Raw genomic sequence first — 24,574 nt, forward strand, 5'->3', positions numbered from 1 at the left:
GCCGACTCGTCCGGACCCTCTGGGGGCCACCCGTCCCGCCCGAGGTGGATGGCCCCAACATCCGCTCAGGGACGGCGACTTGTGCGTCCTATGCGGTGCCGACGGTGCGCAGTACCGCGAGTACGAGGGTGCGGGTCACCGCGACGATCTCGGGGAGGGAGACCTGCTCCCGGGAGCTGTGCGCCAGGCGCACGTCGCCGGGCCCGAACTGCAGGGTGGGGATGTCCGCGGCGGCGTACAGCCTCAGATCGCTTCCGTAGGGCGCGCCGCGCTCGCGCAGCCGCGGCCCGCCCACCGCGTCGGCGTGTGCGTCCCGGACCAGGGACCCGAGCGGATGGCCGCTCGGCAGCCGGCCGCTCGCGAACCGGCCGCCGGGCCAGCTGACGGTCGCCGGGTGAGTGCGCAGCCACGGATCGTCCGCGCACGCCTCGGCCACGCAGCTCTCGAAGTCGGCCACCGCCTCGGCCGGATCCTCGCCGAGCCGGACGCCCAGCCGGCCCTCGGCGACGAGGTGGTCCGGCACGCTGCTCGCCCAGTCACCCGAGCGGAGCGTGCCGACGGAGAGTGCGTACGGGATGCGTGACTCCGCCATGAGCGGCTCGACTTCCGCGTTGCGCCGGACTTCCAGCCGGGCCAGCGCCCGGTGGAGGGGCAGGTACGCGTCGATGGCGCTGACGCCGGCGTCGCGGGTGCTCGCGTGCGTGGCCAGGCCCGGGACCTCGATACGGAAGGTCAGCGCACCGGCGTTCGCGGTCACCAGCGTGCCGCCGGTCGGTTCGGTGATGAGGCAGGCGTCACCGGTGTGTCCGCGCTGGAGGGTGGCGAAGGCGCCGAGTCCGCCGTCCTCCTCACCGACCACGCAGTGCGCGGCCACCCGGCCGCGCAGCCTGGCCCCGCTCGCGCGGATCGCCGCCAGGGCGGCGAGGTTGGCGACCAGCCCGGCTTTCATGTCGCAGGCGCCACGGGCCTGGACGACGTTCCCTGCCACGCGCGGGACGAAGGGGTCGCCGTCCCACTGCCGAAGGTCGCCGGGCGGAACGACGTCGACGTGCCCCTGAAGGATCATGGCCGGTCCGTCACCGCCGTCCGGCGTGGTCGCCACCAGCCCCCACGCTTCGTCGCGCGGTGCCTCGGTCCCGGGAAAGCCGGGCTGCGCGCGCAGCGTGGACAGGTCCATGGACCACAGGTCGACGTCGAGACCGAGCCGGTCCAGATGTCCCGCCAAGCGGTGCTGCATGTCGGACTCGGCGGCGCTCCCGGTCACGCTGGGGATCGCGAGCAGCTCCAGGAGCGTCCGGGCGATGGCTCCTTCATCGATTTCCGCCAGAGCGGCGGACTCCTCGGCACTGAGCGCTGCGGTCAATGGTCACTCCTGTCACATCGCGGCTGAGCGGATGGGTCCGGATGCTATGTTCGGGCGATTGACGCAATCAATTGCCATATCTTGTCTGTTGGACTCGATTTCTTGCTTAATGCGGGCTGCTGTGAAGTTTTCTTGCGCACGCAGTGTGTGCCCCTCCCCCGGAGGTAACGGCGTGGACGCCATCGACGAAGAGATCATCCGCTGCGTTCTGCGGAATGCCCGGAGTACCTATGCCGAGATCGGTGAGGCGGCGGGGCTCTCCGCGCCGGCCGCCAAGCGGCGGCTCGACCGCCTCGTTGCCACGGGGGCGATCCGCGGGTTCACCGCGCTCGTCGACACCCAGGCGCTGGGCTGGCGGACCGAGGCGTTCGTCGAGGTGTACTGCAAGGGCAATCCCACCCCCGCCGAACTGCACCGGGCCCTGGAGGAGATCCCGGAGGTCGTCGAGGCGTGCACGGTCTCCGGTGCTGCGGATGCGATGCTCCACATGCTGGCCCGGGATATCGCGCACCTGGAGCAGGCCATCCAGCGGGTCCGTGAGGCTCCCGTCATCGACCGCACCGAGAGCGTGATCGTGCTGTCCCGTCTGCTCAACAGGCCCCGGCTGTAGGCGGTTTCGGCCATGCCCGGAACCCAAGCGTCCAGGCGCAGGGCGAGGTCACCGGCCCGTGGTCGGCGCCCTGGGCGGCGGGCGATCGGGGAGCCGCGGCCCCGCAAGGGGCCTCGTGCCACGATCAGTGGTGGAAGGTGACCGTCGGCGTGGGTCCCGGCCCATGATGTTCGGCCCGGATCCGTTCGGCTCCTTCCGCAGCTCGGCCAGCAATGGATCGGCGCTGCCGGCCGTGCTGGTGCGCGGCACGGCCACACCGATCCGCCGGGCCAGTGCCCGGCCGTCGATCGGGCGGGCCACGATGTCGTCCCGGGGCGACCGCGGAGAGGATCGCCCCCGCCTGACCTGTACCCCTGCCAGACAGCTACGTCGACGCCACAACGGCCGTCACACGGTGAACCGGAACTTTCGGGGCCGAGAGATCGTGGGCACTGCTCCCCCGGCGGTGGGACTGGGCGCCACCCGGGTCTGTTCGGGTATGGCACATCGCTTTCGGCGCGACGGGCAGGGTCGGGCTGTTGGGCCGTGCCATGCTGGGGGCGTGGCCTCCGACGCTCCGTTCAGCGAGTGGAACAAGACCTTCACCGGCCCCCGGTTCCGCGCGGCGTTCGCCGACCGACCCACAGGCACCCTCATCCAGACCGGCCCCGACTCCTGCCGGCCGAAGGCCACCCGGAACGAGGGCCGATCCACGAGGGGTTCATGATGGCCAGGCACGAAGGAGAACCGCAACGGCCGCCCATCCCCGATCCGGGGCGACTGCAGGAGGCCGATCCGGGCGATATCGCCGAGCGACTGCGGGAGCTGGCCGCCGCCAAGGACCGACTGCACGGTCTGCTGGACGCGGTGTTGGCCATCAGCCGGGAGCTGGACCTGCCGTCCGTACTGCACCGCGTCGTCACCACCGCCATGGACCTGGTCGGCGCCCGCTACGGCGCCCTGGGGGTGTTGCACGAGTCCGGCGAGTACCTGGAAGAGTTCATCGCCGCCGGACTGACAGAGCAGGAGCGGGACAATCTGGCCGGGGTGGAGTTCCCCCACGGCCGCGGCATGCTCGGACACCTGATCCGCCACCCCGAACCCCTGCGGGTCGACGACATCCACTCCCACCCGGCGTCGGCCGGATTCCCTCCCGGCCACCCCCACCTGCGCACCCTCCTGGGGGTGGCCGTCAGCGTCCGCGGCGAGATCTACGGCGACCTCTACCTCTCCGAGCGCCACGATGGACGCCCCTTCGACGAAGTCGACGAGGAAGTCGTCGTCGCCCTTGCCGGCGCCGCCGGCATCGCGATCGAAAACGCCCGCCTGTTCTGCCAGATCCGCGACAGCGCCGAAACCTTCCAACGCCTGCTCCTGCCGACCCTCCCAGACTTGCGGCCCTTCACCGCTGCCGCGATCTACCGGCCCGCCGCTGAACCCAACCGATTAGGCGGGGACTGGTACGACGCCGTCATCCTGCCCGACGGAGCCGTCGGTGTCGTCATCGGAGACGTCGTCGGCCACGACCTGCACGCCGCCGCCGCAATGGCTCAGACCCGCAGCATGCTCCGAGCCCTGCTCTACGACCACCGCACTCCACCCAACAACATCCTCACCCAGCTCGACCACACCCTGCACGCCACCACCCCCAACCCCATCACCACCGCACTGCTGGCCCGCATCGAACCCCGGGACCACGGCTGGTCGCTGCACTGGAGCACCGCCGGACACCTCCCCCCACTGCTGATCACCCCCGATCGGCGGGCCGAATACCTCCGCGCCGACCCCGGCGTCCCACTCGGAATCAACGCCGCCCACAGCCGCCCCGACCACAGCCGCCCGCTCCCCGCAGACGCAACGCTGATCTTCTTCACCGACGGACTCATCGAACACCCCGCCCACGCCATCGACGAGGGGCTGGACGCCCTGGCCGCACTGGCCACCACGCATGCGGACCAGCCACTGCAGGACTTGGTGCGGACCCTCGCCGACCACCACCCCAGCAACGGCCAGGACGACATGGCCATCCTCGCCCTACGCACCCCACCCGCCACCTGACCTCGCCGCACAAGGCGCGCCACACGACGCCACGCGATCCCGCGTTCGCCGCGGACGGGCGGAACGGCTGCCGGCGGCGGTATCAGCCGGGTGACGTCGTTGCGATCGCCGCCGGTCAACGTAACGGCCAGGGGGATGCCGTTGGCATCGCAGACCACGCGGTGCGGGGAGCCCGGCCGGCTTCGGGGTGGCGTGAACGAGGGGCGGGAAAGCTGACGTAGGAGGGCGTGCCCGCGCCAGCGGCTCACGGTGCACACCGGCGCTCACGTCCCCTCAAGCGCTCCAGCGCGAGCCCGGGGTAGACGTCGCCCGTGCGCCGCGCGGCGTACGGAAGCGTGGTCGGCGTGCGCCTGCATGCGACGTGCCCCTGTCATATGCAAGATGGCTTGACTGTGCCGTGTCGACTCTGTGCGCCCTGGGCCAGGAGTTGCCGGGGCGGGCTGCGGCGAGTGTTGTAGACGGCGGAACTACTAGCTGGCCTGAAAGACCCGTTGCCGATTCGGCAACGTACGGCAGCTGCGGCGGGCACGCACCGAACGGTGCGGACTCCCAAGCGGCGCCGGGGCCTGCCTGGTCGCCGTGCCGGTGCCGTGGTGCTCCGCGGCCGGGCCGCTGCGGCCCGGCGTCGGTGGGGGTGCGCTGGCTGGGCGGAGGGGGCTGCCGTGCCCACCTCCATGCGTGCGGTGCCGACCGGGCTGTCGTGCGTTTCCGGACCGGGCCCGGGCTGTGGTCACCGCTGCCAGGGGCGCCGCGGCGGGTATGGCGGTGCGTCCGGCGCCGGCCATGGGCCTGCGACCTCAAGGGAAGTCCGCGGATAGCAAAGCAGCGACAACGGAGTGCCAAGTGACGTCGAATGAAACGGTCCGGGACCTGCGCGCTACGCATCAGGCTCGGGCGGACATATCGGATCCGGAGGCTTGTGGGCCGGCCCAGGGGAGGGTCTCGGGAATCTGCCCGAAGACCTGCGGGCCCGGTTCGCGCAAGCCCCAGCGGTTGAAGGCGGTGGCTCCGACGGAGCGGTGTGTCACATCATGAGCGAGCCCAGCGTGTCCTTCGCATCGCGGGAGCCGTTGTCGGTCTCCGGCTGGCTGGTGAACGCATTACGCGCCCAAGGAGTGGAGTACGTATTCGCTGTCCCCGGTGGGCCGCTGCTGTCGTTGTACGAGGAGCTTGCGAACTCACCAGGGGTGAGGCTGGTCCTGACCCGGCATGAGGAAGCCGCGGCCTTCATGGCGGACGGGTACGCCCAGGCGAGCGGGCGGTTGGCGGTCGTGTGTGCGACGACAGGGCCGGGCGCGATGCACACCCTCACCGGTGTCGCCAGCGCGACAAGCGACTCGATGCCGCTGGTGGTGATCACCGCGCAGACCGCGGCTTCGGCGTTCGGCCGTAGCGGACTGCAGGACAGCAGCGGCGGGAACTGGTCGGTCGACACCGTGGAGATGTTGCGAACCGCGACCAAGCTGTCGACCCGGCTCGCCCATCCCGGCCAGTTGCCGTGGCTGTTCTGCCACATGATGCGGACCATCTGGAACGGGCGTCCCGGCGCGGTCCATCTGAGCCTGAGTTCCGACATGATGAGCAGCCCCGTGCCGGACGTTTCCATACCCTCGCCCTGCCACGCGGCGTCCACCGTGCCTGATGCGGCTGCGGTGGCGGTGCTCGCGCAGGAACTTCGACGGTCGCGGCGGCCGGTGATCCTTGCCGGGCAGGGCGCGAAGTTGTCCGGCGCGGCCGGCTCGCTGCAACAGCTCGCCCAGACCGCGGGCATACCGGTCGCGACCACACTGAAGGGCAAGGGCGTCTTCCCTGAAGACCACGCGTGGGCGCTGGGCGTGTTCGGGCTCGGCGGCAACCCTGCCGCGTTCGACTATCTGCTCTCCCCCGAAGTCGACCTGCTGCTGATCGTCGGCAGTGGGCTGGGCGAGGCGGCCGCCAACGCCTTCGACTCCCGCCTGGTGACGGGACGTCAGGTCATCCAGATCGACCTCGACCCGCTGCGTCTGGGTGCCGGCTGCGATCTCGACCTGGCCGTCGCCGGCGACGCCGACACCGTGCTGCGCGCACTGCTTGCCGAACTGGAGGATGCGCCCGCCGCACCATGTGTCCCCGACGCCGTGCTCAGCGCGGCACAGGACCAGCTCCTGGTGCGTGTTCCGGCGTCCGCCATACAGAAGGACCACAAGGTCCTGTCCGCGTCGGCCGTGGTGAGCAGGATGAGCGAGCAGCTGCCTGAGGACACCATCCTCTACGTCGACAACGGCAACTGCCTGAGCTGGGTCGGCCAGCACTACCGGTCCCGGCCCGACGGGCAGATCCACTTCTCCTTCAACGTCGCGTCCATGGGGTACAGCACCGGGGCCGCCATCGGCGGCCAGCTCGCCCACCCGGGACGTACCGTCGTAGCGGTCACCGGCGATGCGGCATTCGCGATGAGCGGGATGGAACTGCACACTGCCGCCGAACTCGGTCTCCCCGTCATCTGGGTCGTCCTCAACAACGGCGGCAACGCCATGGTCCTCAACATCCAGGAGAGCATCTACGGCCACGGATCCCGCTCGATGTACGACTGCCCCATCGACGCAGCAGCCATCGCCCGAGGACTCGGCGCCCAAGCCCGCACCGCAGCGGACCTGGACTCTTTCACCCAAGCCCTCGGCGAGGCCCTGGAAGCCGACAGCCCCTTCCTCATCGACGTTCACGTGGACCCCTCCGAGGTCCCCTGGGCACTCGGCACCCGCGTCACCAGCCTGCGGTCGGCCCTCACCGACCGCCGCGCAGGCAGGTGGTGACCGCGGTGCGCCTGCCCTACCCACGCCCCGAGGACCACCCCGAGCCGCTGAAGGAGGTGCCGCCGCTCAATCTGTTCCGCGCCTTCGGCAATGCCCCCGCCTACACCGGCGGCCTCATCGACCTCGGCCTCGTCGGCCTCGGCAAGCTCGTCCTCACCCCACGGCAACGTGAACTGCTGATCCTCGATACCGCGACCAGCACCGGATCCGCCTACGTGACCCAGGCTCATGTCCCGTTCGGGCAAGCCGTGGGCATCACCGGCGAGCAAGCGTCCTTCATTCGGCAGCGGGAACCACTGCCGGGCCCCTTCCTCCCAGAAGAAGCCGCGCTCCTGGCCGTGGGCCGTGAACTCCTCCAGAGCGCCACCTGCACGGGCGAGGCCATCCAGCGTGCACACCTGCTCTGCGGCGCCCGAGCAGTCACCGAGACCCTCATCCTGGTCGGCTACTACCGTCTTGTCTGCGGCTTCGCCAACGCCCTGGACGTGGAGCCGGACGGCAAGTCCACCCACATGCTCCCCTACGCCTCCTGACCCCTACGCAGGTCTGCTCACGGGCATCACAGCCCGGGGACACCGCTCGTCCCCGTACGCCGGCGGGCGGACCTGCGACCCTGGTTCCGGCCGGACCGGTGGGCCGCGACCGTAGGCCCGCCGGGCGGTGGTGGGCCTGTCAGGAGGGCGCGCCGGCTCCATCACCAGGGCGTCCCGCTGGGACCTCCACCGTCGGAGACACCGGGCGAAACACCCGCTCACCCCTCTGGGGCCTCGAGGCCCCGGTGTCCTCCTGGATGTGCGGGATGGCGATGCCGACGACGGTCACGTCCACCGCGTCCATGAAGGTCGCCACGAGGAGGACGATCAGCGCCCCCCACCGGAGGGGATCCACCGCCGTCGGCAAGGGAGCGACCGGCGCATCGGCAATCCGACGACTCCGCCGAGGATCACCGGGATCTGCCGGAGAAGCCTGGGTCCGTGCTTCTCAGACCGCCGCGGCCCTCGGACTGCGTGACGTGTCACTGCCGGGCACCGGCTCGGAGGCGTCGGCACCGAGGGCCACGATGCGGTTGTCCCCGTCGACGTGCACGACCTTCGGCCGCAGCGTACGGGCCTCCGCGTCGTCCACCTGCGCATAGCTGATCAGGATGACCAGATCACCGGGATGAACCAGGTGTGCGGCGGCTCCGTTGATACCGATGACGCCCGAGCCCCGCTCGCCCTCGATGACGTACGTCTCCAGCCGGGCACCGTTGTCGATGTCGACGATGTGGACGAGTTCGCCAGGCAGCAGGTCGGCGGCCTCCATCAGCCCAGCGTCGATCGTGACCGACCCCACGTAGTGCAGATCGGCCTCGGTCACGGTGGCCCGGTGGATCTTGGACTTGAACATGGTGCGCAGCACAGCGTCACACTCCTGCCGAAGAAAGGTCGCGCCCTCACCGCGAGGTGCGCGCCGGACAAGCCATGCTAGCCGCGACGTCCTGGACGTGTCCCAGGCATTCCAGGCACCACCGCCACTGCGCTACTCTCCGTCACTCGCGCATTCCGAACGTAAGGTGCCCGGCGTTCTGTCGCGGCTGCCGCCGATCTCCGGAACCAACGGGAAGCGGGACGTCCGACGTCTTCGGAGTACCCGAGCCGAAGCCCTCACGGTGGGGCCGGGCCTCCTGCTCCACCGCCGCCTGTGGGGTGTTCGCCGAACCGGGCATCGGCTTCGTTCGGCGGCGGCCGGTGGGGCCCGTCTGCGGCCGGGAGGTCGCACATCACCTCCCGGCCGCAGGGCTCTTCCCGGCGGCGGGGACTGTCGCGCCGCCGCGCTGTCACCGGCCGTTCAGCACGCCGGTTCCCGGGGCCGCCTAACCGAACGCACGGCGGGCCGCGCGACGCCAGCGGTTGGCGGGGAGAGCGGGGTGCAGTGCGGCGAAGGCTCCGCAGTACTTGGTGAAGACGGCGGGGCGTATCCCGTGGGCGTGCAGCAGGAGGTCGGCCTCGGTGAGATGCCCGGTGGTCTTGGTCTCGACGAGCACGAGGTCGTCCGCGCACCGCACGGTGTGTCCGGTGCGCAGGTCGTCGCAGACCAGTGCCGCGTCGCAGGTGATGCGCTCGCCGTCGGCCACGAAGGTGGCGCGGATGTAGTCGGTGCTCAGGGACGGTTCGAGGACGGCCGGGGCACCGATGCCGTACGCGGTCCGCAGGGTTTCGGCGAGGAACCCCCGGCAGTCCGGGTCGAGCGGCGTGCCGGCTCCGGTCAGCGGGCGACGGCGTTTGACGGTGTCGCCGCGCGGCCCCTTGAGCTTGATCTCGAACTGCCGCTCCCCCGTGTCCGCGTAGACCCGTTCCCGGATCTTGAAGCGGAGCCGGCGGCCCTGCCGGTGGTCGTGGAAGGAGCGGAGTTCGGGAGTGTCGTAGTAGACGGAGTGGTAGCGGAAGGCACGCCGGTCGTCGATGGCGAGGGCGCGGAAGGGGCGCCCGCCGGGCCGGCGCGGGTCTGTCAGCCGGCCGACGATGCGCAGGAAGGTGTCCGCGGGCACGAGATAGCTGTGGTCGAAGCGGGCGAGGAGGGCGGCCCGTTCGTTGAGTTCGTCGAGCGAGATGGGGCCGGCGCCGTCGGCGGCGTCGCCGATGGCGCGGACCGCGGCTGCGGAGCGGACCGGTGCGGTGGTCATACCGTCTCCCAGGCGGGCGTGGTCCGGGGGGCGGGTCCGGCGGCGGGGACGGTGCCCCGCTCGGCCGGCGCCGCCGCGGGCTCGCGGTAGCGGACGTCGACGACGGTGAGGTCCCGGACGAAGTCCACTTCCATGACGGTCCAGTGGAGGGGTTCGCCCAGTCGCCGGGCGAGGTCGGCGCGGAGGGCGGCGGGGTCCTCGTGGACGGTGTCGAGGGTGACGACTGCGCGCCGAGTGCCGGCGAGGAGGCGGGGGTTGTCAGCCGCCCAGACAATGAGGAGCAGGGCGGCGCACAGTCCGGCGGTGAGGACGAACGGCAGCCTCGGCAGTCCGCAGAGCAAGCCGAGGACCAAGGTGGTGAAGTAGTAGGCGACTTCTTCGTGCTGCACGGCGTCGGAGCGGAGTCTGACGATCGAGAGCACGCCGAAGAGACCGAAGCCCAGGGCCGCTCCCCCGGCGCCGCGCACTTCGGCGAGGGCGGTGACGACCGTGAAGAGGCCGGTGTTCAGGGCGAGATAGGCCGGTACGAGGTCACGCCGGCGGTGCCGCGGATAGTAGATGGCGAAGGTCAGCACGCCGACGGCGGCGAGGTCGAGCCCGAGGTGGGCGATGAGGTGCCGTAACGATTCCATGGCTGTGCTCCCTGTCGGTGCGGAGATCGGACGGATCCGAGAGAACGGGAAGGAGAGACAGACGATAGGTAAACGTATGGCGAACATGCTTCCGCTTGTGGAGAAACGATGCGCCTCCTTGATGGCCCACGGCCGTAACTGACCTGAAGCACACACCTCCTGTCGCATTCGCCGCTCTTGCCAGCCGCCTCCGGCGCCGCCCTGGGCGCGGGAGGCCGACGAGGGTGCGGTGTCCGAGGTCAGCGCCGCGGACTCCGTCCACCGAGGCCGGGCGGACCCACCCGCCGGCGGCGTGTGCGCCTTCGGCGCGTACGAGCCCCGCCACCGCGCGGGCTGGTGACCCGGCCGGGGCGCTCCCACCCAGGCTCGGACACCGCGGTCAGCGCGTCGATGGCGTCCGTCGCTCTGGGTGTCACGCGGGCTGCTCGGTGCCACTGACTACCGGTAAGCTGAGCCGGATCGCGTGAGGTGGTCGCCCGCTGGCACGCTGCACGCATGCATCACACAGAGGTACTGCTCATCGGAGGACGTGCTGGTGTCGGCAAGACGACGGTGGGGTGGGAGGTTTCGGCGCTGCTGCGCTCCGAGTCGGTCGCTCACGCGATCATCGATGGTGACTTCATGGGGCAGGTACATCCGGCACCAGAGGGAGACCCTCACCGCGCGGAGGTCACCGAGAGCAATCTGACTGCCGTGTGGGCGAACTTCGCCCAGCGCGGCTACCGACGCCTGATCTATACGAACACCACGAGTGTGCTCCCGGAGGCGACGGGCATGTTCGAGCGTGCCATGGGGGCCGGAGTGGGGATCACACGAGTCCTGCTCACCGCCTCCGACGCCACCGCCCGCACGCGGCTGGTGGGACGAGAACTCGGCTCGGAGCTGGAGCAGGAGCTGGAGGGAAGCATCCGCAAGGCACGGCTCCTGGACCAGCGGGCCCTCGGAGAGACCGTGCGAGTGGCGACGGACGGACGGCTCGTCGTTGACATCGCGCGGGAGGTAGTGGCCGCCACCGGTTGGGCCGGGCCTCACGTCACCCGCAGATCATGATCCCGCTCGTCGGCAGGACACGTTCGAGTACCTGATGGGCCGCATCGCGTCGCGGTTCGCGCGGGTGGAACCGCGGTGCCGGGCAGGGGAGTTCGCGCTTGGCCCGTTGTCGGACCTGCCGCGCCGGAACTGCTGGACGCTCGCCGAGCAGGCAAGGAACGCGCCCCCGGACGGCTTGCAGCGTCTGCTGTCGGTGACCAGTTCCTGACGCGAAGAAGCCCCGCAGCTCCGGCCCGGAGCTGCGGGGCCCTGCTCGGCCCTCGCTTGTCTGCTAGGGGTGCAGCTCGACCCAGTCGACGACCGTGTTGCCCGGTACGTTGGTGTAGTCGTCGCACTGGTCAGCCGCGTGCTGGAGCTTGCGCTGGTGCGGCTCTCCGGGGTTGGGGGCCCAGGCGTAGACCGCCCAGCCGGAGTAGACGCAGACCTGACTGACGCCTGTGATGGGGCCGATGTCGTAGCTGCCTGCGTCGTTGTAGCAGTACTTGTTGCCGGGGGTGAAGACGGCAAAGGCGCAGTCCGACGCGGCTGCGGCCTTCTTGGTGACGCGGACCCCGTCGTCAGCCGAGGCCGAGGAGGAGGTCATCCCCAGGAAACCGAGGCTCGCGGCGAGGACGGATGCGGTGGCGACGATTCTTCGCGGTGTATTCACCGTGCTCCTTCAGATGCGGGCCGTCGGCGGCGTCCCCTCCGACGGCGGATCGGAATACGAGGAAGACGCGTCGGCCGCGTGACGACCTCGCGGCGCTTCAACAGACCTTCCCCCGTTGCGGGTTGACCGCAGTGCGGCACTCCGCGCGCCCCCTGGGAAGCGGGGCATGCATGATGCTGCCGTCCGTCCCGCGCCGCCGACAGGACGTCCAGCGGACGTTTAGCGGACGTTCTCCCGGGTCGGCCACAGTGCCTCATCGGAAGTGAAGCCGTGTGGCCGGGGGCCGCGCGGTCCGGGCCCGCGGGGCGAGGAGAGGGCATGCCGGAACGGTTCGACACAGTGCTGCGCGCCTACAGACGGCGGGCCGGGCTGACCCAGGAGGAGCTGTCGGAGCGGGCGGGGCTGTCGGCCCGGACCATCCGCGCGCTGGAGTCCGGGCAGGGACGGGTGCCCCGCATGGCCTCGGTGCGGGAGGTCGCGAAGGCACTCGGGTTGGGGGCGGACGACCAGCGGCGCCTGCTCGCCGCGGCCGACGAGCGGGAGGGGGCGGCGGGGTCCGTGTCCCTGGGGCGCCGACGGTATCTGCCTTATGACATACCGGACTTCACGGGGCGCACCGCCGAGGTGGCCCGGCTCGCGGAGCTCGTCGGCGGCGGCACCGCGAGCGCGGTGGTGGTGTCGGCGATCGACGGCATGGCGGGCGTCGGCAAGACCACGCTGGCGGTGCACGCCGCCCATCTCCTGGCCGACGGGTTCCCGGACGGCCAGTTCTACTGCGACCTCCACGGCTTCACCCCGGGGTACGACCCGGTGGGCCCGGCTTCGGCGCTGGAGGCGCTGCTGCGCATGGCCGGTGTCGACGGCGCACGCATCCCGCACACCCTGGAGGAGCGGTCGGCCCTGTGGCGTACCACGCTGTCGGACTGGCGGGCGCTGATGGTGCTGGACAACGCCGCCGACGCGGCGCAGGTGCGTCCGCTGCTGCCCGGCTCCGCCTCGTGCGCGGTGCTGGTGACCTCGCGGCGGCGGCTCCTGGCACTGGAGGGTGCCGTCCCGCTCTCGCTCGGTGTGCTGTCCGAGGCGGAGGCGTGCGCGCTGGTGGCCCGGATCGCGGGACACGACCGGGTCGCCGACGCGCCCGAGGCCGTCGCCGAGATCGCCGAGCTGTGCGGCTACCTGCCGCTGGCCATCCGGATGGCAGCGGCCCGGCTCGCCCACCGGCCCGCGTGGACAGCGGAAGATCTCACCGCCGAGCTCCGCAGGGGCCGCCGCCGGTCCGGCCCCGGCGGCAACGATCAGGCGGTCAGCGCGGCCTTCGCCCTGTCCTATGCACGCCTGAGCCCGGGCCGTCAGCGGCTGTTCCGGCTGCTCGGCCTGCACCCCGGCGCCGATCTCGACGCGTACGCGGCCGCGGCCCTGGCGGGTACGGACGCGGTGACGGCACGGCAGTGGCTGGAGGAACTCGTCGACGTACACCTGCTGGAGCAGTACGAACCCCATCGCTACCAACTACACGATCTGCTCCGCCGACACACCCAGGAGGTCCTGCACGAGACCGAGCCCCCCGCACAGCGGGAAGAGGCGGAACTCCGGCTCCTCGACCACTACCTGCACACCGCGCTGCACGCCCGCCCCCTGGTGGCACCGGGACAGCGGCTGCTCCCCTTCGAGGTCGCCCGCCCACCGGCCGACACCCCGGACGTGAGCGACCGGGCCTCGGCCCTGGCCTGGTACGAGGCCGAGCACGCCAACCTCGTCGCGATGATCACGCATGCCGCCGCGCGGGGCAGGAACGAGCATGTCTGGCAGTACACCCATCTCCTCCAGCATTTCTTCGACATCCGGGGGCGCACCCTGGACTGGGTCAGCACCCACGAACTCGCCCTGGCCACCACTGGGGACCTCGACAACCGCCTGGCCCACGCCGAGATCCTGACCAGCCTCGGCGTCGCCTGCTGGCACGCCGGGCGCTACGAGGACGCCTTCAACCGGGGGCTGGAGGCGCTGGCCCTGTGCCGGGAGATCGGCGACGCATGGGGCGAGGCCGTCATCCTCACCAACTTCGGCATCGTCCAAGGGCAGTTGGGGCAGAGCGAGGAGGCCATCGACCTTCACCAGCAGGCCCTGGCCCTCTACGGCGGCGTCGACGCCCCCTGGGGCGAGGCCCTGAGCCTGACCAGCCTGGGAACGGTCTACGCCCGGCTCGGGCGGGCAGCGGAGGCTCTCGACCACCACCGGCGGGCGCTCGACCGCTACCGGGGGATCGGTGACCCGTGGGGCGAGGCCCTCACCCTCACGAACATGGGCACCGGTTACCGGCAGTTGGGACAGTTCGGGGAGGCCGTCGACCACCACGCACAGGCGCTCTCCCTCAGCCGCCGGATGGGCGACCGGCGCGCCGAGAGCGAGATCCTCAACGACCTCGGTGCCACCTACCACGCGGCCGGCCGCCGCGACGCCGCCCGCCGTCGACACCTGCGGGCGCTGGACATCGCCCGCGCCATCGACAGCAGCCCGCAAATCGCCCGCGCCCACCAGGGCATCGCCTACACCCTGGCCCCGGACGACCCCGATTCCGCCCGCGACCACGCCGAGCGGGCGCTCGCGATCCACGGCGAGCTGAGCGCCCCCGAAACCGCCGAGCTCACCGCGTTCCTGGACGCTCTCGGTCAGGGCCCGGCCGCGGGGCACTGATCGCCGACCCGCACACGCACCAGCGACTGCCCGCCCGCCCGCTCTCCCCGCGCAGCCTGCCGTCCGGCAGGCTGGTCGGCGTCGAGGGGGCGGGCAACTTGCACGAGCCCGGAGCGCCCTGGGCCACCATCGCGTCATCGACCTGCGTCAGCACGGGTCCTGACGCGCGAGTGCCTTCAGGGTCGCGTTCAACCAGCGCACCTCTGCCTGGCTTGTCGCACGCGCGATCTGCAGGATTCCCTGCCGGAACGGATCACCCAACTCCTCAGCCCCCAGAGGTCGTTCGCCCTCGTAGAAGAAGCTGCTCGGCTCCCGGAGGAAGTCCAGTCGGCGCCGCAGCACGGCCGTCTGCTGATCCGGGTCATCGAGCTGCCGCAGGAAGGCCAGGACGGTGGACCAGTGGTTCTCGTCGCTGATCTCCACGCCGCGGGCTTCCCGCAGTCGACGCCGCAGCTCGTCCCGGCCCTCGTCGGTCAGGGTGAGCACATGCCGGGGAGCCGCTCGGCTTCCAGGCTCGGTCTGGCGGCTCAGCCAACCCGCCTTCTCCAGACGCTTGATCGCCGGATACAGCGTGCCGTCCGCGATGGGACGGACATGACCGGTCAGGTGCGCAACGCACCGCTTCAGCTCGTAACCGCAGCGGCTACGGAACGCCCTGGCGCACCAGGTCATCGGCCGATGGTGGCGGCCGGCATCGTCGGCCGGATCCGTGGCCGGCTCGCCGGGCGGACGCGTCGGGAGGTGGGCCGAGGCCCGCACCGTCGACCGGGCCGGCCGGGCGGGGTCCGCGCGGAGAAGGACCTCAGTCGAGGAGATGGCGCAGATAGGACTGCGGGGTGGCGAGAAAGCGGCGCCAGTGGTCGACCAGGGCGAGTTCGTCCCATGCCACCCGGCGCATACCGTGCTCGCCGACCTCGATGATGTCCGCACCCGGCAGCGCCGTCAGCAGCGGAGAGTGGGTGGCGCAGATGACCTGGCCCCCGTTCTTCACCAGCTGGTGGAGATGGCCGAGCAGTTCCAGGCAGGAGGCGAAGGAGAGCGCCGCCTCCGGCTCGTCCATCACATACAGCCCCGGCTGCAGGAACTTTCCTCGGAACGCGGCAAGGAAGCCCTCCCCATGGCTGACGGAATCCGGCGCGAACCCTTCCCGGCCCAACGCGTCCAGGGCGGTCTCGGCGCGCAGGAAGAACCCCTTGCGGGCGGACCAACTGCCCAACATGCGCCGCCCCCGCGGTGCCGCGTCGAAGCGGATCCTCTCGCCGAGCACCGATTTGGGGCGGTGACTGGCATAGCGCCAGTCGTGCGAGCCGCCCCAGGAGTCCAGGCCGAAACCCTCCGCGAGGGCCTCGACCAAGGTCGATTTGCCCGAGCCGTTCTCGCCCACGAGAAAGGTCACCGGTGCGGTGAAACGCAGTCCGTCTGCCAGCAGCCCCCGCACACAGGGCACGGACCAGGGCCACTCCTCATCCTTCCGCGAAGCCACATGAGCGTACGCACGTTCGATAATCATGTGGCGAGTCTTTCACAGGGCACATCGATCAAGACATGCCGATACCGTGGCGTGGCCCCGCTCGCACAGACGGCGTGATCAACTTTTCCGACTGCGGGCGAAGGACACCCACTCAGCCTCTGGGAGGCTCAAGAGCCATCGGGCCCGGACCGTCGGGAAGCGGTGTGCGCGGTTCGCGCACTCCAGCTTGGCCGCCGTCATCGTTGCCCTCGTCGGTGAAGTCCTCCGGGCGGAGCTCGGAACGGGAGGAACCGTACTTCAACCGGCGGGACACCTTCAGATACTTGGCCACCACTGACCTCCGCAATACGTCTGCTTTGCAGGCGAGTTGGCATGCGCCGCCCGACGTCCGTCTGACGTCCCAGGCTCTTGGATGGTTCCCGCGCACCGCCGCGGGTTCGTCCTCCGGTCGCGCCGCCGCCCCCGAGCGGAAGCGGAAGATCGTGGTCAGCCGCCGGCGCCGCCACGAGTGGCTGCGGCCGAGCGCCGGATGCCCAACTTGCCGTCCATCGTTGGGGACTTCCGCTGTGAGGCCGGTCAAGTCTCCTTAGAATGGGGCTTCTCGACTGTTCTTTCGAAAGGGACGGTGCCAGGTGACGGACGATCACCTCCAGGCAAGAGGTCTCAACCGGCGACAGTTATTGAAACGCGGAGGGCAAGTAGCGTCCGGAGTGGGCGCGTTGTGGGCGGGCGACGCGCTGGGCTGGGCGGCTCCCGCGCAGGCGCGGGACGAAGGTGACCGGGAGCCGTCGGTGACGGTGTCGTCGGGCACGAATTTCGCCGCGGCGGTCTCACCGGACGGGCGATGGCTGGCACTCGACCTGTTCACGGTGGTCTGGCTGGTCCCCGTCGGCGGAGGCCGGGCCCGCCGCCTCACGGAGGACGCACAGGACGCGAGCCGGCCGAGTTGGTCGCCGGACGGGCAGCGCCTGGTCTTCCAGTCGTTCCGCGACGGGTACTACCAGCTGTGGCTGGTCAACACCGACGGCACCGGGCTGCGGCAGCTCACCGACGACCCCGCCGACCACCAGGAGCCCGCCTTCTCCCCGGACGGCCGGCACATCGCCTTCGCCTCCGACGCCGAGAACATGAACGCCATCTGGGTCATGGACCTGGGCGCCGGAACCAGCCGCCGCGTGACCACCGCCAAGGCCCGTGAGATCACGCCGACCTGGTCGCCTGACGGCCGGCGGATCGCCTTCACGGTCGGCGACACGGCGATCGACGTGGTCGAACTCGCCGGCGGCGCCCGCAGTACGGCGGTGACCGCGCCCACCGGCACCACCCTGTGCGGGCCGGCCTGGACCCCGGACGGCACACGGCTCGCCTACACCCGGTTCACCGGCCGCACCGCCGACCTGGTCGTCGGCGAGCGGACCCTGACCTCCGGCGAGGACGTCTTCGGGTTCCCTCCCACCTGGCTGTCCGGCACCGAACTCGTCTACACCGCCGACGGCCTCATCCGACGCCGCACCCTCGACGGCTCCGTCCGCGAGATCGCGTTCACGGCGACCCTGCCCCTGGCCGCGCGCGACTACCGCAGACAGGTGCGCGACCTCACCTCGCCCGCGCCGCGCCCGGTACGCGGCATCGCTAGCCCCGTCCTGTCCCCCGACGGCCACAGCGTCGCGTTCCGGGCGCTGAACGCGCTGTGGGTGATGCCGGTCGGAGGCAGACCGACGGCACGGGTGTCGGACGGGTTCTTCAACACCGACCCCGATTTCCACCTGGACGGCACGAGCCTCGTCTACGGCAGCGACCGCTCCGGCACCGCGAACCTGTGGCGGCTGAACCTGGCCGATGGATCCTCCACCCAGCTCACCGACGTGCCCCGGGGCGCGATGACCCCGCGCTGGTCGCCGGACGGCGGCCGGATCGCCTACCAGGACGCGGACGGCGCCATATGGGTGCTGGCGGTCTCCGACGGGTCGGTGCGGCAGGTGCTGCCGGCGCTGTTCCAGCCGGGGCGGCCGGCCTGGTCGCCGGACGGCCGCACCCTCGCCGTCGCCGCCGTCAGACCGGCGTCCCTGCGCAACAAGTCCGGCACCAACCAGATCCTCACCGTCGATCTGGAAACCGGCGCCACGACCTACGCCGAACCCGCCGCGCACCGCTCCGTCGCCACCCGCGGCGACGACGGCCCGCTCTGGACGCCGGACGGGCGGAGTCTGGTGTTCGTCATGGAAAGCACGGCCTGGGCGCTGCCCGTGGACGGCGCGGGCCGCGCCACCGGGCCGGCACGGCAGCTGACCCGGGAGGTCACCGACGCGGTCTCGGTCGGTGACCGGGGCCGGACGCTGATGTACCTGTCCAACGGCCTTCTGCGCACGGTGCCGCTGGCCGGCGGCACCCCGCGCACCGTGCCGGTCCCCCTGACATACCGGGTGCACGAGGGCACCGACCGACTCGTACTGCGGGCGGGCGCGCTGTGGGACGGCGTCTCCCGGCAACTGCGCCGTGACGTCGACGTGGTGATCGAGGGGACGAAGGTCGCGGGCGTCGTACCGGCCGGCTCGGCCGTCGGCGGCCGGATCGTGGACGCGTCCGGGCTGACCGTCATGCCGGGGCTGATCGACCTGCACACCCACTGGTTCATGCGGGGGCGCGGGTGGGGTGACCGCCAGGGCAGGCTGTGGCTGTCGTACGGCGTCACCACCGCACGCTCGGTCGCCGACCCGGTCTACCAGATGGTGGAGACCCGCGAATCGTCCGAGGCGGGCGTCAGGGTCATGCCGCGTTTCCTCGGCACCGGCGAGGCGTTGGACGGCAACCGGGTGCTGTACAACGCGATGCGCCCGGTGCAGTCGGCGGCGCAGCTGGACCTGGAACTGTCCCGGGCCGAGGCGCTCGCCTACGACCTGCTCAAGTGCTACATCCGGCTCCCGGTCGCGCTCACCGAACCGGTCGTGGCCCGGGCCCACCGGATGGGGGTGCCGGTCACCTCGCACTACGCCTACCCGGCCGCGCACACCGGCCTGGACGCGATGGAGCACGTCGGCGGCGGCAACCGCCTCGGCTACACCCACACGGTGAGCCGCCTGGGCCGTACCTCGGACGGTGTGGTCGACCTGTTCGCGCGCTCGGGCATGCCCATCACCCCGACCCTGATCTACGCCGCCGTGCTGTACGCCGAGGACCGGTCGCTGCTGGAGGACCCGCGGACGAAGGCGCTCTTCCCGCTCTGGGAGTACGAGTTGGTGGAGCAGCTGGCGCGGAACGCGGTGGGGCCCGCGGCGGACACCCTCCGCTTCCTGCTGGCCGGCGCCGTCGACCTGCTCAAGCGGGTGCACGCGGCCGGCGGCCTGGTGGTGGCCGGGACCGACGCGCCGCTGGACACCCCGGCACTGGCGATGCACCTGAACCTGCGGGCCCTGGCGCAGGGCGGGTTGAGCACCTACGACGTCCTGCGCACGGCCACCGCGAACTCCGCGCGGGTGTTGGGGCTGGCCGACCGGCTCGGCACGGTGGAGCCGGGGCGCTTCGCCGATCTGGCCGTCGTGGCGGGCGATCCACTGGCGGACGTCAAGGCCGCGGCGGCCGTGCGCATGGTCGTGACCGGTGGACGGCTGCACTCGGTGGACGACCTGCTCCGCCCGTTCCGGCAGGCGGCGGCCACGACGGTGCGGCGGAACCGGATCGCAGCACCGCTGCGGGGCGCGCAGGCGGACTTCAGCCACGACTGGCACCGGCCCGGCTGGGTCGAGACGTCCTGCTCCTGCGCGCCGCCGCGCTGAACCCGGCGCCGGTCTACGGCAGGGCCCGCCGCCCTCGGCGCGGCGGGCCGGCGACCTCGCGGAGGAACTCCGCGAACCGCCCGATCCCCTCATCGATCCGATCGAGCGTCAGATAGCTGCAGGACAGGCGAAGTTCGTCGGTCCCACCCCCGGAAAGGTAGAAGTGCTCCATCGGGGTCCACAGCACGCCGAACTCCGTGGCACACCACTCCAGTAGAGCGGTATCCACCCGGACGGGCAGCCGCACGCGGACGAAGAAGCCGCCGGACGGGCTGTTCCACCGCACGCCGGGAGGCGTCGCACCGCCCAGCTCGCGGTCGAGTGCGGCCAGCAGATGCGCCAGGTTGCGCCGGTAGTGCGCCGAGGTGGCATCGCCCAACGCGGCCAGCGACCCGCCGTGCGCGAGCAGCATCCCGCCGATGACCGCCTGGCACAGCGGCGAGGTGTTGACCGTGACCATGCCCTTGAGGACCGCCAGGTCGTCGGCGAGGACTCCCTCGGTGCCGTCGGCCCGTACGACCGGCTGGTCGGCGACGGCGAACCCGACCCGAGCGCCGGGCAGGCACACCTTGGCGAACGTGCCGAGGTGGACCACCCGGCAGTCGGTGTCGAGCGCCTTGAGCGAGGGCAGGGCATGGCCGGGCGGCGCGGTGAAGCCGTAGGCCGAGTCCTCGATCAGCACCAGGTCGTCGTGGTCGGCCACGGCCAGCAGCCGCTGCCGGGTCTCCAGGTCCAGCACACTGCCCGACGGGTTGGAGTAGTCCGGGGCGACGTACAGCGCGCGAATCCGCCGTCCCCGCTTGCGCGCCGCCGCGCAGGCACCGCGCAGGGCGTCGAGGTCGACCCCGTCGGCGGTCTCCGGGACCGGCACGAGGTCGACGTCGAGCAGCCGGGCGGCCCCCGTCATGCCGACGTAGGCGGGTTCGACGACCGCGAGCAGGTCGTCGCGCGAGCGGCACAGCGCGCGCAGGGTGAGCAGCATGGCCTCCTGGGCGCCGACGGTGACCACCACGGACCGGGGCGGCACGTCGATGCCCTGGTCGTGGCGGAGCGCGGCGGCGATCAGGTCGTTGATGAGGCCGCGGCTCGGTCCGTACTCGTGCAGCAGGTTCCGGGCCCGCTCGGCCGTCGTGCCCCGGTCCTCGACCAGGTGCCGTTCGTAGCGCGCGGCGTACGCGGTGACGTCGACGTCGGCGAGGTGGGCGAGGTGCGGGGCGCCCGGGGCGAAGGAGATCGCCGACGGGTAGCGCGTCATCACCTCGTTGAGGAAGGCGACGGAGCCGAGCACCGGGTTCTCCAGGCTGGCGTGCAGGTCTCCCCCGGCCAGCACGAAGCCGGGCGCCGCACTCATGGCCGACCGCCCGCGCGGGACCAGGCGCGGTCCACCTTGCCGATGACGTCGAGGCTGTAGAGCCGGGTCGCCTGTACGTAGGCGAACTCCGCCATGTAGGTGCGGAACAGTTCCGGAGGTTCCTCGGCCAGCGTCAGCATCGCCCGGTTCGTCACCACGGCCGGGTTGTCGAGAGCCGACACCGCCTCCTCGATCGCGGTGTCCATCTCCTCCGGCGCCACGACCTGGTCGCACACCGCCGCGGCGCCCGGGTCGCCGGCCGCGATCCGGTCGCCCCACAGGATCACCCGGCGGGCCTGGCGGGCGCCGGCGCAACGGCTCAGGCGCAGGTTGCCCGCGCCGGGAACGATGCCCTCCTGTGCGGCGGGAAGGGCGAAGAACGCGCCGCGCTCGGCGATCACGCGGTCGAAGACCAGCAGCAGTTGCATGCCACCGCCGATGGCGAACGCGTCCACGGCGGCCACCCACGGCTTCCCGGCGACGGCGCCGCCGGGGTGGTGCGTCCCGGCACCGGTGCGGTCCGGACGGTGCAGGCCGCGCTGGATCTTGCTGATGTAGCCCAGTTCGCGCTGCATCAGGAAGCCGGCGAAGGAGATGCGTCCCTCGTGCAGATGACGCAGATTGATTCCGGCGCTGAACACCCGCCGGCCCGCGTACTTCGGATGCGTCATCACCCCGCCGCGCAGCACGCCGACACGGACCCGGTCGTCGAGCAGTGCCAGGTCGACCGCGGTCTCCATGTCCGCGATCAGGGTGTCGTCCTCGGCGTTGAGGCAGTGTTCGTTGTGCACGGTCAGGTGCGCGGCGGGGCCCCGGCGTTCGACGAGGACCGACTCCAGCTCGGCCCGGCCGGTCGCGGTGAAGTCCGCGAGCAGGTCCAGCGCCCGCCGTGAGGGTGTCCGCATCGCGTCGGTCAGATGGGCACCGGAGGCGGGATCGCGCAGGATCGCACGCAGGAAGAGCCCCTGGTCGATCTCCAGTCCCTCCTTGTGCGCCTGGATGTGCTTGCGCTCGGCGTCGAGTCGGGCCTCGGTGGGGACCAGGCCGGGCCACTGCTCACCGGCGGCGCGCAACAGTTCCGGGAGCCGGACGTGGTGGGTCCGGTCGCCGGTCAGGCTGCCGTACACCGCCTCGACGTGCCAGTCCAGGAAGGTGGCGCGCAGCCGGCGGGCTGCGGACAACACCCGTTCTGCCGCGGCCTGTTGGGGCGCGTCGCGCTCGGGGCGGGGCGGCAGGGCCGCGAGCGACCGGTCTGCTGCGGCGGCGTACTCCGCGAGGGTCGCAGCGTCTTCGACGAGGTTCCCGGTCAGGGGCGGTTCGGGAGCGGGCCCGAGGTCCGCGCCGGTGCCGGTGGCGGGCGGGGTGGGCGGGTGGGCGTCGGCGCTCACGGACGTACCTCCCGGAGTTCGCCGGCGCGCATCCGCTGGAGTTCGCGATCGCACGCGGCCAGGTGCGCGCCCAGAGCGTCCTCGAAGGTGGCGTCATGGGCCTCCAGCAGCAGCCGGCGCCGGATGGCCCAGTCCGTCCCGGACACGGTGCGCAGCGTCGCCAGCGCCGCGTCGAGCGCCGCCTGGGGCTCGTCGGTGACCTCGTCGACCAGGCCCATGGCCAGGGCGCGTTCGGCGGTGAGTCGGGCCTCGCAAAGTACGATGCGCCGGCTCCGGGCGACGCCGTACTGATGGACGAGCCGGTACAGCGCCATGCCCGGCCAGCAGCGGTCGTCGTTGCGCGGCAGCGCGATCCGCAGGTCGGTACGGGCGATGCGGACGTCGGCAACCAGCAGCATGTCCGCGGCGGGCCCGGCGCAGCTCCCCTCGGCCACCGCGACGACCGGCGCGTCCAGCCGCTCGACCCGGCGCAGCGCCCGCTCCCACTTGTTGACCTCGTGTACGGCGACGCCGGGGCCCGGCCAGGGCGCCGTGGTGGCGGGCCCCAGGGCCAGTACGAGCACCGCGCCCGCGCCGGCGTCCTCGACCCGCTCCCGGGCGGCGTCGAGGTCGGCGATCAGCGCGGGGAGGGGCTGGCCGTGCGTGTGCACCCGGTGGTCGGCGGCCGGTCCCGGAGGTGCCTGGCCGTCCGTGCCCACCTGGTGGTCGGCGCGAGAATCGTTCTTGCGGGTCATCGTGCGTGCGTCCTTTCGCTGCGTCGCCGTGTCGGTCCTCGTGGTGCCCGCCGCGGTCACCATCGCGCCAGTGCCGTCTCGATCGTCGATCCCGGACCCATCGTCATCAGCACCCCGAGATCGCCCCGCGCCACCGTTCCCTCGGCGACCAGGCGCTCGTAGGAGAAAAGGAAGGAGCCGCTGGAGAGGTTGCCGTAGTCGCGCAGCACGCCGGTGGTGTGGCGTACGTCGTGCTTGGTGAGGCCCAGGTTGACCCGGACCGAGTCGATGACCTTCTTGCCACCGGAGTGCACCACCCAGTGGTCGACGTCCGTCCGGCGCAGGCCCGCCCCGGCCAGCAGCGCGTCAACGGCTTCCTCGGCGTGGGCGCCGACCACGTAGGGCACGTCGCGGTCGAGGAAGAAGCTGAACTTGCCCTCGTCGTCGTCCCAGTCGTAGCGCATGGCGTCAGCGGCCTCGGGGATGATCCGGCTGGAGAAGCCCGCCAGCGCGGGGCCGCTGGTGTCCTGGCCGGGCGCGTCGCCGGCCTCGACGAGAATTGCCGCGGCGCCGTCGCCGAAGAGGCTGTTGACGACCGACGTACGCATGGTGCCGTCGAAGACGTACGCCGAGGAGCAGGACTCCACGCACACCATGGCGGCCCGCTGGCCCGGGTGTGCGGCGGCCCAGCCGGCCACGGCGGTCAGGGCGTTGAGCCCGGCGTTGCAGCCCATCCCGACCACGTCCAGTCGGGAGCAGTCCACCCGGAGCCCGAGTTCCCGGATCAACAGGGCGCTGAAGCCGGGGGTGAGGAAGCCGGTGGAGGTGACGCAGCACAGGTAGCGGATGTCGGAGAGGCCGGCTCCCGCTTCCTTCACGCAGGTCTCCAGAGCGCGGGAGCCCATGTCGATTCCGGTGTTGACGTGCTTGCGCAGCAGTTCGCCCTGCGTCTCGACGCGCCGTTCGCGGTTCGGACCGGGCGGCGGCAGGGTCAGGTGCCGGGTGTTGATCGCGCTGTTGAGGAAGACGGAACGGATGCGCTCGTCGGTGACACCGAAGATGTCGAGGATGTCCTGCTGGGTGTACGACTCGGGCGGCACCGCGGTGCCCACGGCGCGGATCCGTGGCAGCACTCCGGACGGTAACGTGCCGTTGTGCACGGCCGGTTGGGTATGGGGAGGTGCGAGCATGACGGTCATGTGTTCTCCGGTCTGTGCGGTCGGGGGTCAGTGCGCGAGGATCGCGAAACCGCGGTAGCGCGGGATGCGGCGGCTGGCCGCGATGGCGCCGGTGCTCTGCGGTGTGCTCATGCCGTCTCCTCCTCTCCTGGCGAGAAGTCTGGTCGGAAGGCCGTCGGGCGGGTCGCCGGCGGGAAGGGGGGTGTCG

18 protein-coding genes and 2 pseudogenes are annotated in these 24,574 nt (G+C 71.5%); 8 read left to right on the plus strand and 12 right to left on the minus strand.

The features are described from left to right. Positions 1-88: 88 nt before the first annotated feature. On the minus strand, positions 89-1,363 hold the full coding sequence (locus tag GR130_RS21630) for an ArgE/DapE family deacylase (RefSeq protein WP_159506228.1): 1,275 nt from the start codon (positions 1,361-1,363) through the stop codon (positions 89-91). 172 nt (positions 1,364-1,535) lie between these two features. On the opposite strand from GR130_RS21630, the gene GR130_RS21635 reads away from it, so the two are divergent. Further along, a complete protein-coding gene (locus tag GR130_RS21635; protein WP_159506229.1) occupies positions 1,536-1,973 on the plus strand; it encodes an Lrp/AsnC family transcriptional regulator in 438 nt (145 codons plus the stop codon). A 705-nt stretch (positions 1,974-2,678) separates the two neighbouring features. Next, on the plus strand, positions 2,679-4,010 hold the full coding sequence (locus tag GR130_RS21640) for a PP2C family protein-serine/threonine phosphatase (protein ID WP_159506230.1): 1,332 nt from the start codon (positions 2,679-2,681) through the stop codon (positions 4,008-4,010). Between the two features lie 11 nt (positions 4,011-4,021). Here the strand turns inward: GR130_RS21640 and GR130_RS40830 are convergent. Then, a pseudogene (locus GR130_RS40830) lies at positions 4,022-4,195 on the minus strand (IS5/IS1182 family transposase); the annotation flags it as partial. Between the two features lie 846 nt (positions 4,196-5,041). Here GR130_RS40830 and GR130_RS21645 point away from each other — a divergent pair. Both GR130_RS21645 and GR130_RS21650 read left to right on the plus strand, forming a co-directional pair. Beyond that, positions 5,042-6,802, plus strand: coding sequence for a thiamine pyrophosphate-binding protein (locus tag GR130_RS21645; RefSeq protein WP_159506231.1), 1,761 nt, complete (start codon positions 5,042-5,044; stop codon positions 6,800-6,802). Positions 6,803-6,807: 5 nt separating this feature from the next. After that, the gene (locus tag GR130_RS21650; RefSeq protein WP_159506232.1) at positions 6,808-7,335 is read left to right on the plus strand and encodes a carboxymuconolactone decarboxylase family protein; all 528 of its coding nucleotides are present in this window, start codon (positions 6,808-6,810) and stop codon (positions 7,333-7,335) included. A 448-nt stretch (positions 7,336-7,783) separates the two neighbouring features. Here GR130_RS21650 and panD read toward each other — a convergent pair whose 3' ends face one another. The 3 genes from panD to GR130_RS21665 form a co-directional block, all read right to left on the minus strand. Further along, entirely contained in the window at positions 7,784-8,203 is a 420-nt protein-coding gene (panD, locus tag GR130_RS21655) for an aspartate 1-decarboxylase (RefSeq protein WP_159506233.1), read from the minus strand. Positions 8,204-8,657: 454 nt separating this feature from the next. Then, positions 8,658-9,467, minus strand: a complete 810-nt coding sequence (locus tag GR130_RS21660) for a polyphosphate polymerase domain-containing protein (RefSeq protein ID WP_159506234.1) — start codon at positions 9,465-9,467, stop codon at positions 8,658-8,660. After that, complete coding sequence (locus GR130_RS21665; RefSeq protein WP_159506235.1) at positions 9,464-10,099, minus strand: DUF4956 domain-containing protein; 636 nt, start codon at positions 10,097-10,099, stop codon at positions 9,464-9,466. The genes GR130_RS21660 and GR130_RS21665 overlap by 4 nt, the downstream gene beginning before the upstream one ends. 495 nt (positions 10,100-10,594) lie before the next feature. On the opposite strand from GR130_RS21665, the gene GR130_RS21670 reads away from it, so the two are divergent. Next, positions 10,595-11,149, plus strand: a complete 555-nt coding sequence (locus GR130_RS21670; RefSeq protein WP_159506236.1) for a hypothetical protein — start codon at positions 10,595-10,597, stop codon at positions 11,147-11,149. A gap of 34 nt (positions 11,150-11,183) precedes the next feature. Further along, positions 11,184-11,339, plus strand: a pseudogene (locus tag GR130_RS40840) (IS701 family transposase); the annotation flags it as partial. Positions 11,340-11,420: 81 nt separating this feature from the next. On the opposite strand, the gene GR130_RS21675 reads toward GR130_RS40840, so the two are convergent. Continuing rightward, positions 11,421-11,798, minus strand: a complete 378-nt coding sequence (locus GR130_RS21675) for a hypothetical protein (RefSeq protein ID WP_159506237.1) — start codon at positions 11,796-11,798, stop codon at positions 11,421-11,423. A 318-nt stretch (positions 11,799-12,116) separates the two neighbouring features. Between GR130_RS21675 and GR130_RS21680 the strand changes: the two genes are divergently transcribed. Next, positions 12,117-14,492: an ATP-binding protein gene (locus tag GR130_RS21680; protein ID WP_159506238.1), complete on the plus strand. Its 2,376-nt coding sequence runs from the start codon at positions 12,117-12,119 to the stop codon at positions 14,490-14,492. A gap of 147 nt (positions 14,493-14,639) precedes the next feature. Here GR130_RS21680 and GR130_RS21685 read toward each other — a convergent pair whose 3' ends face one another. Both GR130_RS21685 and GR130_RS21690 read right to left on the minus strand, forming a co-directional pair. Next, positions 14,640-15,164, minus strand: a complete 525-nt coding sequence (locus tag GR130_RS21685) for a PadR family transcriptional regulator (protein WP_159506239.1) — start codon at positions 15,162-15,164, stop codon at positions 14,640-14,642. 130 nt (positions 15,165-15,294) lie between these two features. Further along, positions 15,295-16,002, minus strand: coding sequence for an AAA family ATPase (locus GR130_RS21690; RefSeq protein WP_159506240.1), 708 nt, complete (start codon positions 16,000-16,002; stop codon positions 15,295-15,297). 671 nt (positions 16,003-16,673) lie between these two features. Here GR130_RS21690 and GR130_RS21695 point away from each other — a divergent pair. Further along, entirely contained in the window at positions 16,674-19,736 is a 3,063-nt protein-coding gene (locus GR130_RS21695) for an amidohydrolase family protein (RefSeq protein ID WP_159506241.1), read from the plus strand. Positions 19,737-19,749: 13 nt separating this feature from the next. Here the strand turns inward: GR130_RS21695 and GR130_RS21700 are convergent, their stop codons facing one another. Genes GR130_RS21700 through dpgA form a run of 4 tightly spaced genes read right to left on the minus strand, consistent with a single transcriptional unit; the run spans position 19,750 to position 24,387 of the window. Continuing rightward, positions 19,750-21,087 carry an aminotransferase-like domain-containing protein gene (locus tag GR130_RS21700; protein ID WP_159506242.1) on the minus strand — a complete coding sequence of 446 codons (1,338 nt, stop codon included), beginning with the start codon at positions 21,085-21,087 and terminating at the stop codon, positions 19,750-19,752. Further along, positions 21,084-22,475, minus strand: coding sequence for a (3,5-dihydroxyphenyl)acetyl-CoA 1,2-dioxygenase DpgC (dpgC, locus tag GR130_RS21705; protein ID WP_236573330.1), 1,392 nt, complete (start codon positions 22,473-22,475; stop codon positions 21,084-21,086). The genes GR130_RS21700 and dpgC overlap by 4 nt, the downstream gene beginning before the upstream one ends. Further along, complete coding sequence (dpgB, locus tag GR130_RS21710; RefSeq protein WP_159506243.1) at positions 22,472-23,209, minus strand: enoyl-CoA-hydratase DpgB; 738 nt, start codon at positions 23,207-23,209, stop codon at positions 22,472-22,474. Before dpgB ends, dpgC begins: the two co-directional genes overlap by 4 nt. Before the next feature lie 56 nt (positions 23,210-23,265). Beyond that, positions 23,266-24,387 carry a 3,5-dihydroxyphenylacetyl-CoA synthase DpgA gene (gene dpgA, locus GR130_RS21715; protein ID WP_236573332.1) on the minus strand — a complete coding sequence of 374 codons (1,122 nt, stop codon included), beginning with the start codon at positions 24,385-24,387 and terminating at the stop codon, positions 23,266-23,268. Positions 24,388-24,574 lie beyond the last annotated feature (187 nt).

Origin of the sequence: Streptomyces sp. GS7 (genome assembly GCF_009834125.1) — a bacterium.
Taxonomy (GTDB): Bacteria; Actinomycetota; Actinomycetes; order Streptomycetales; family Streptomycetaceae; genus Streptomyces.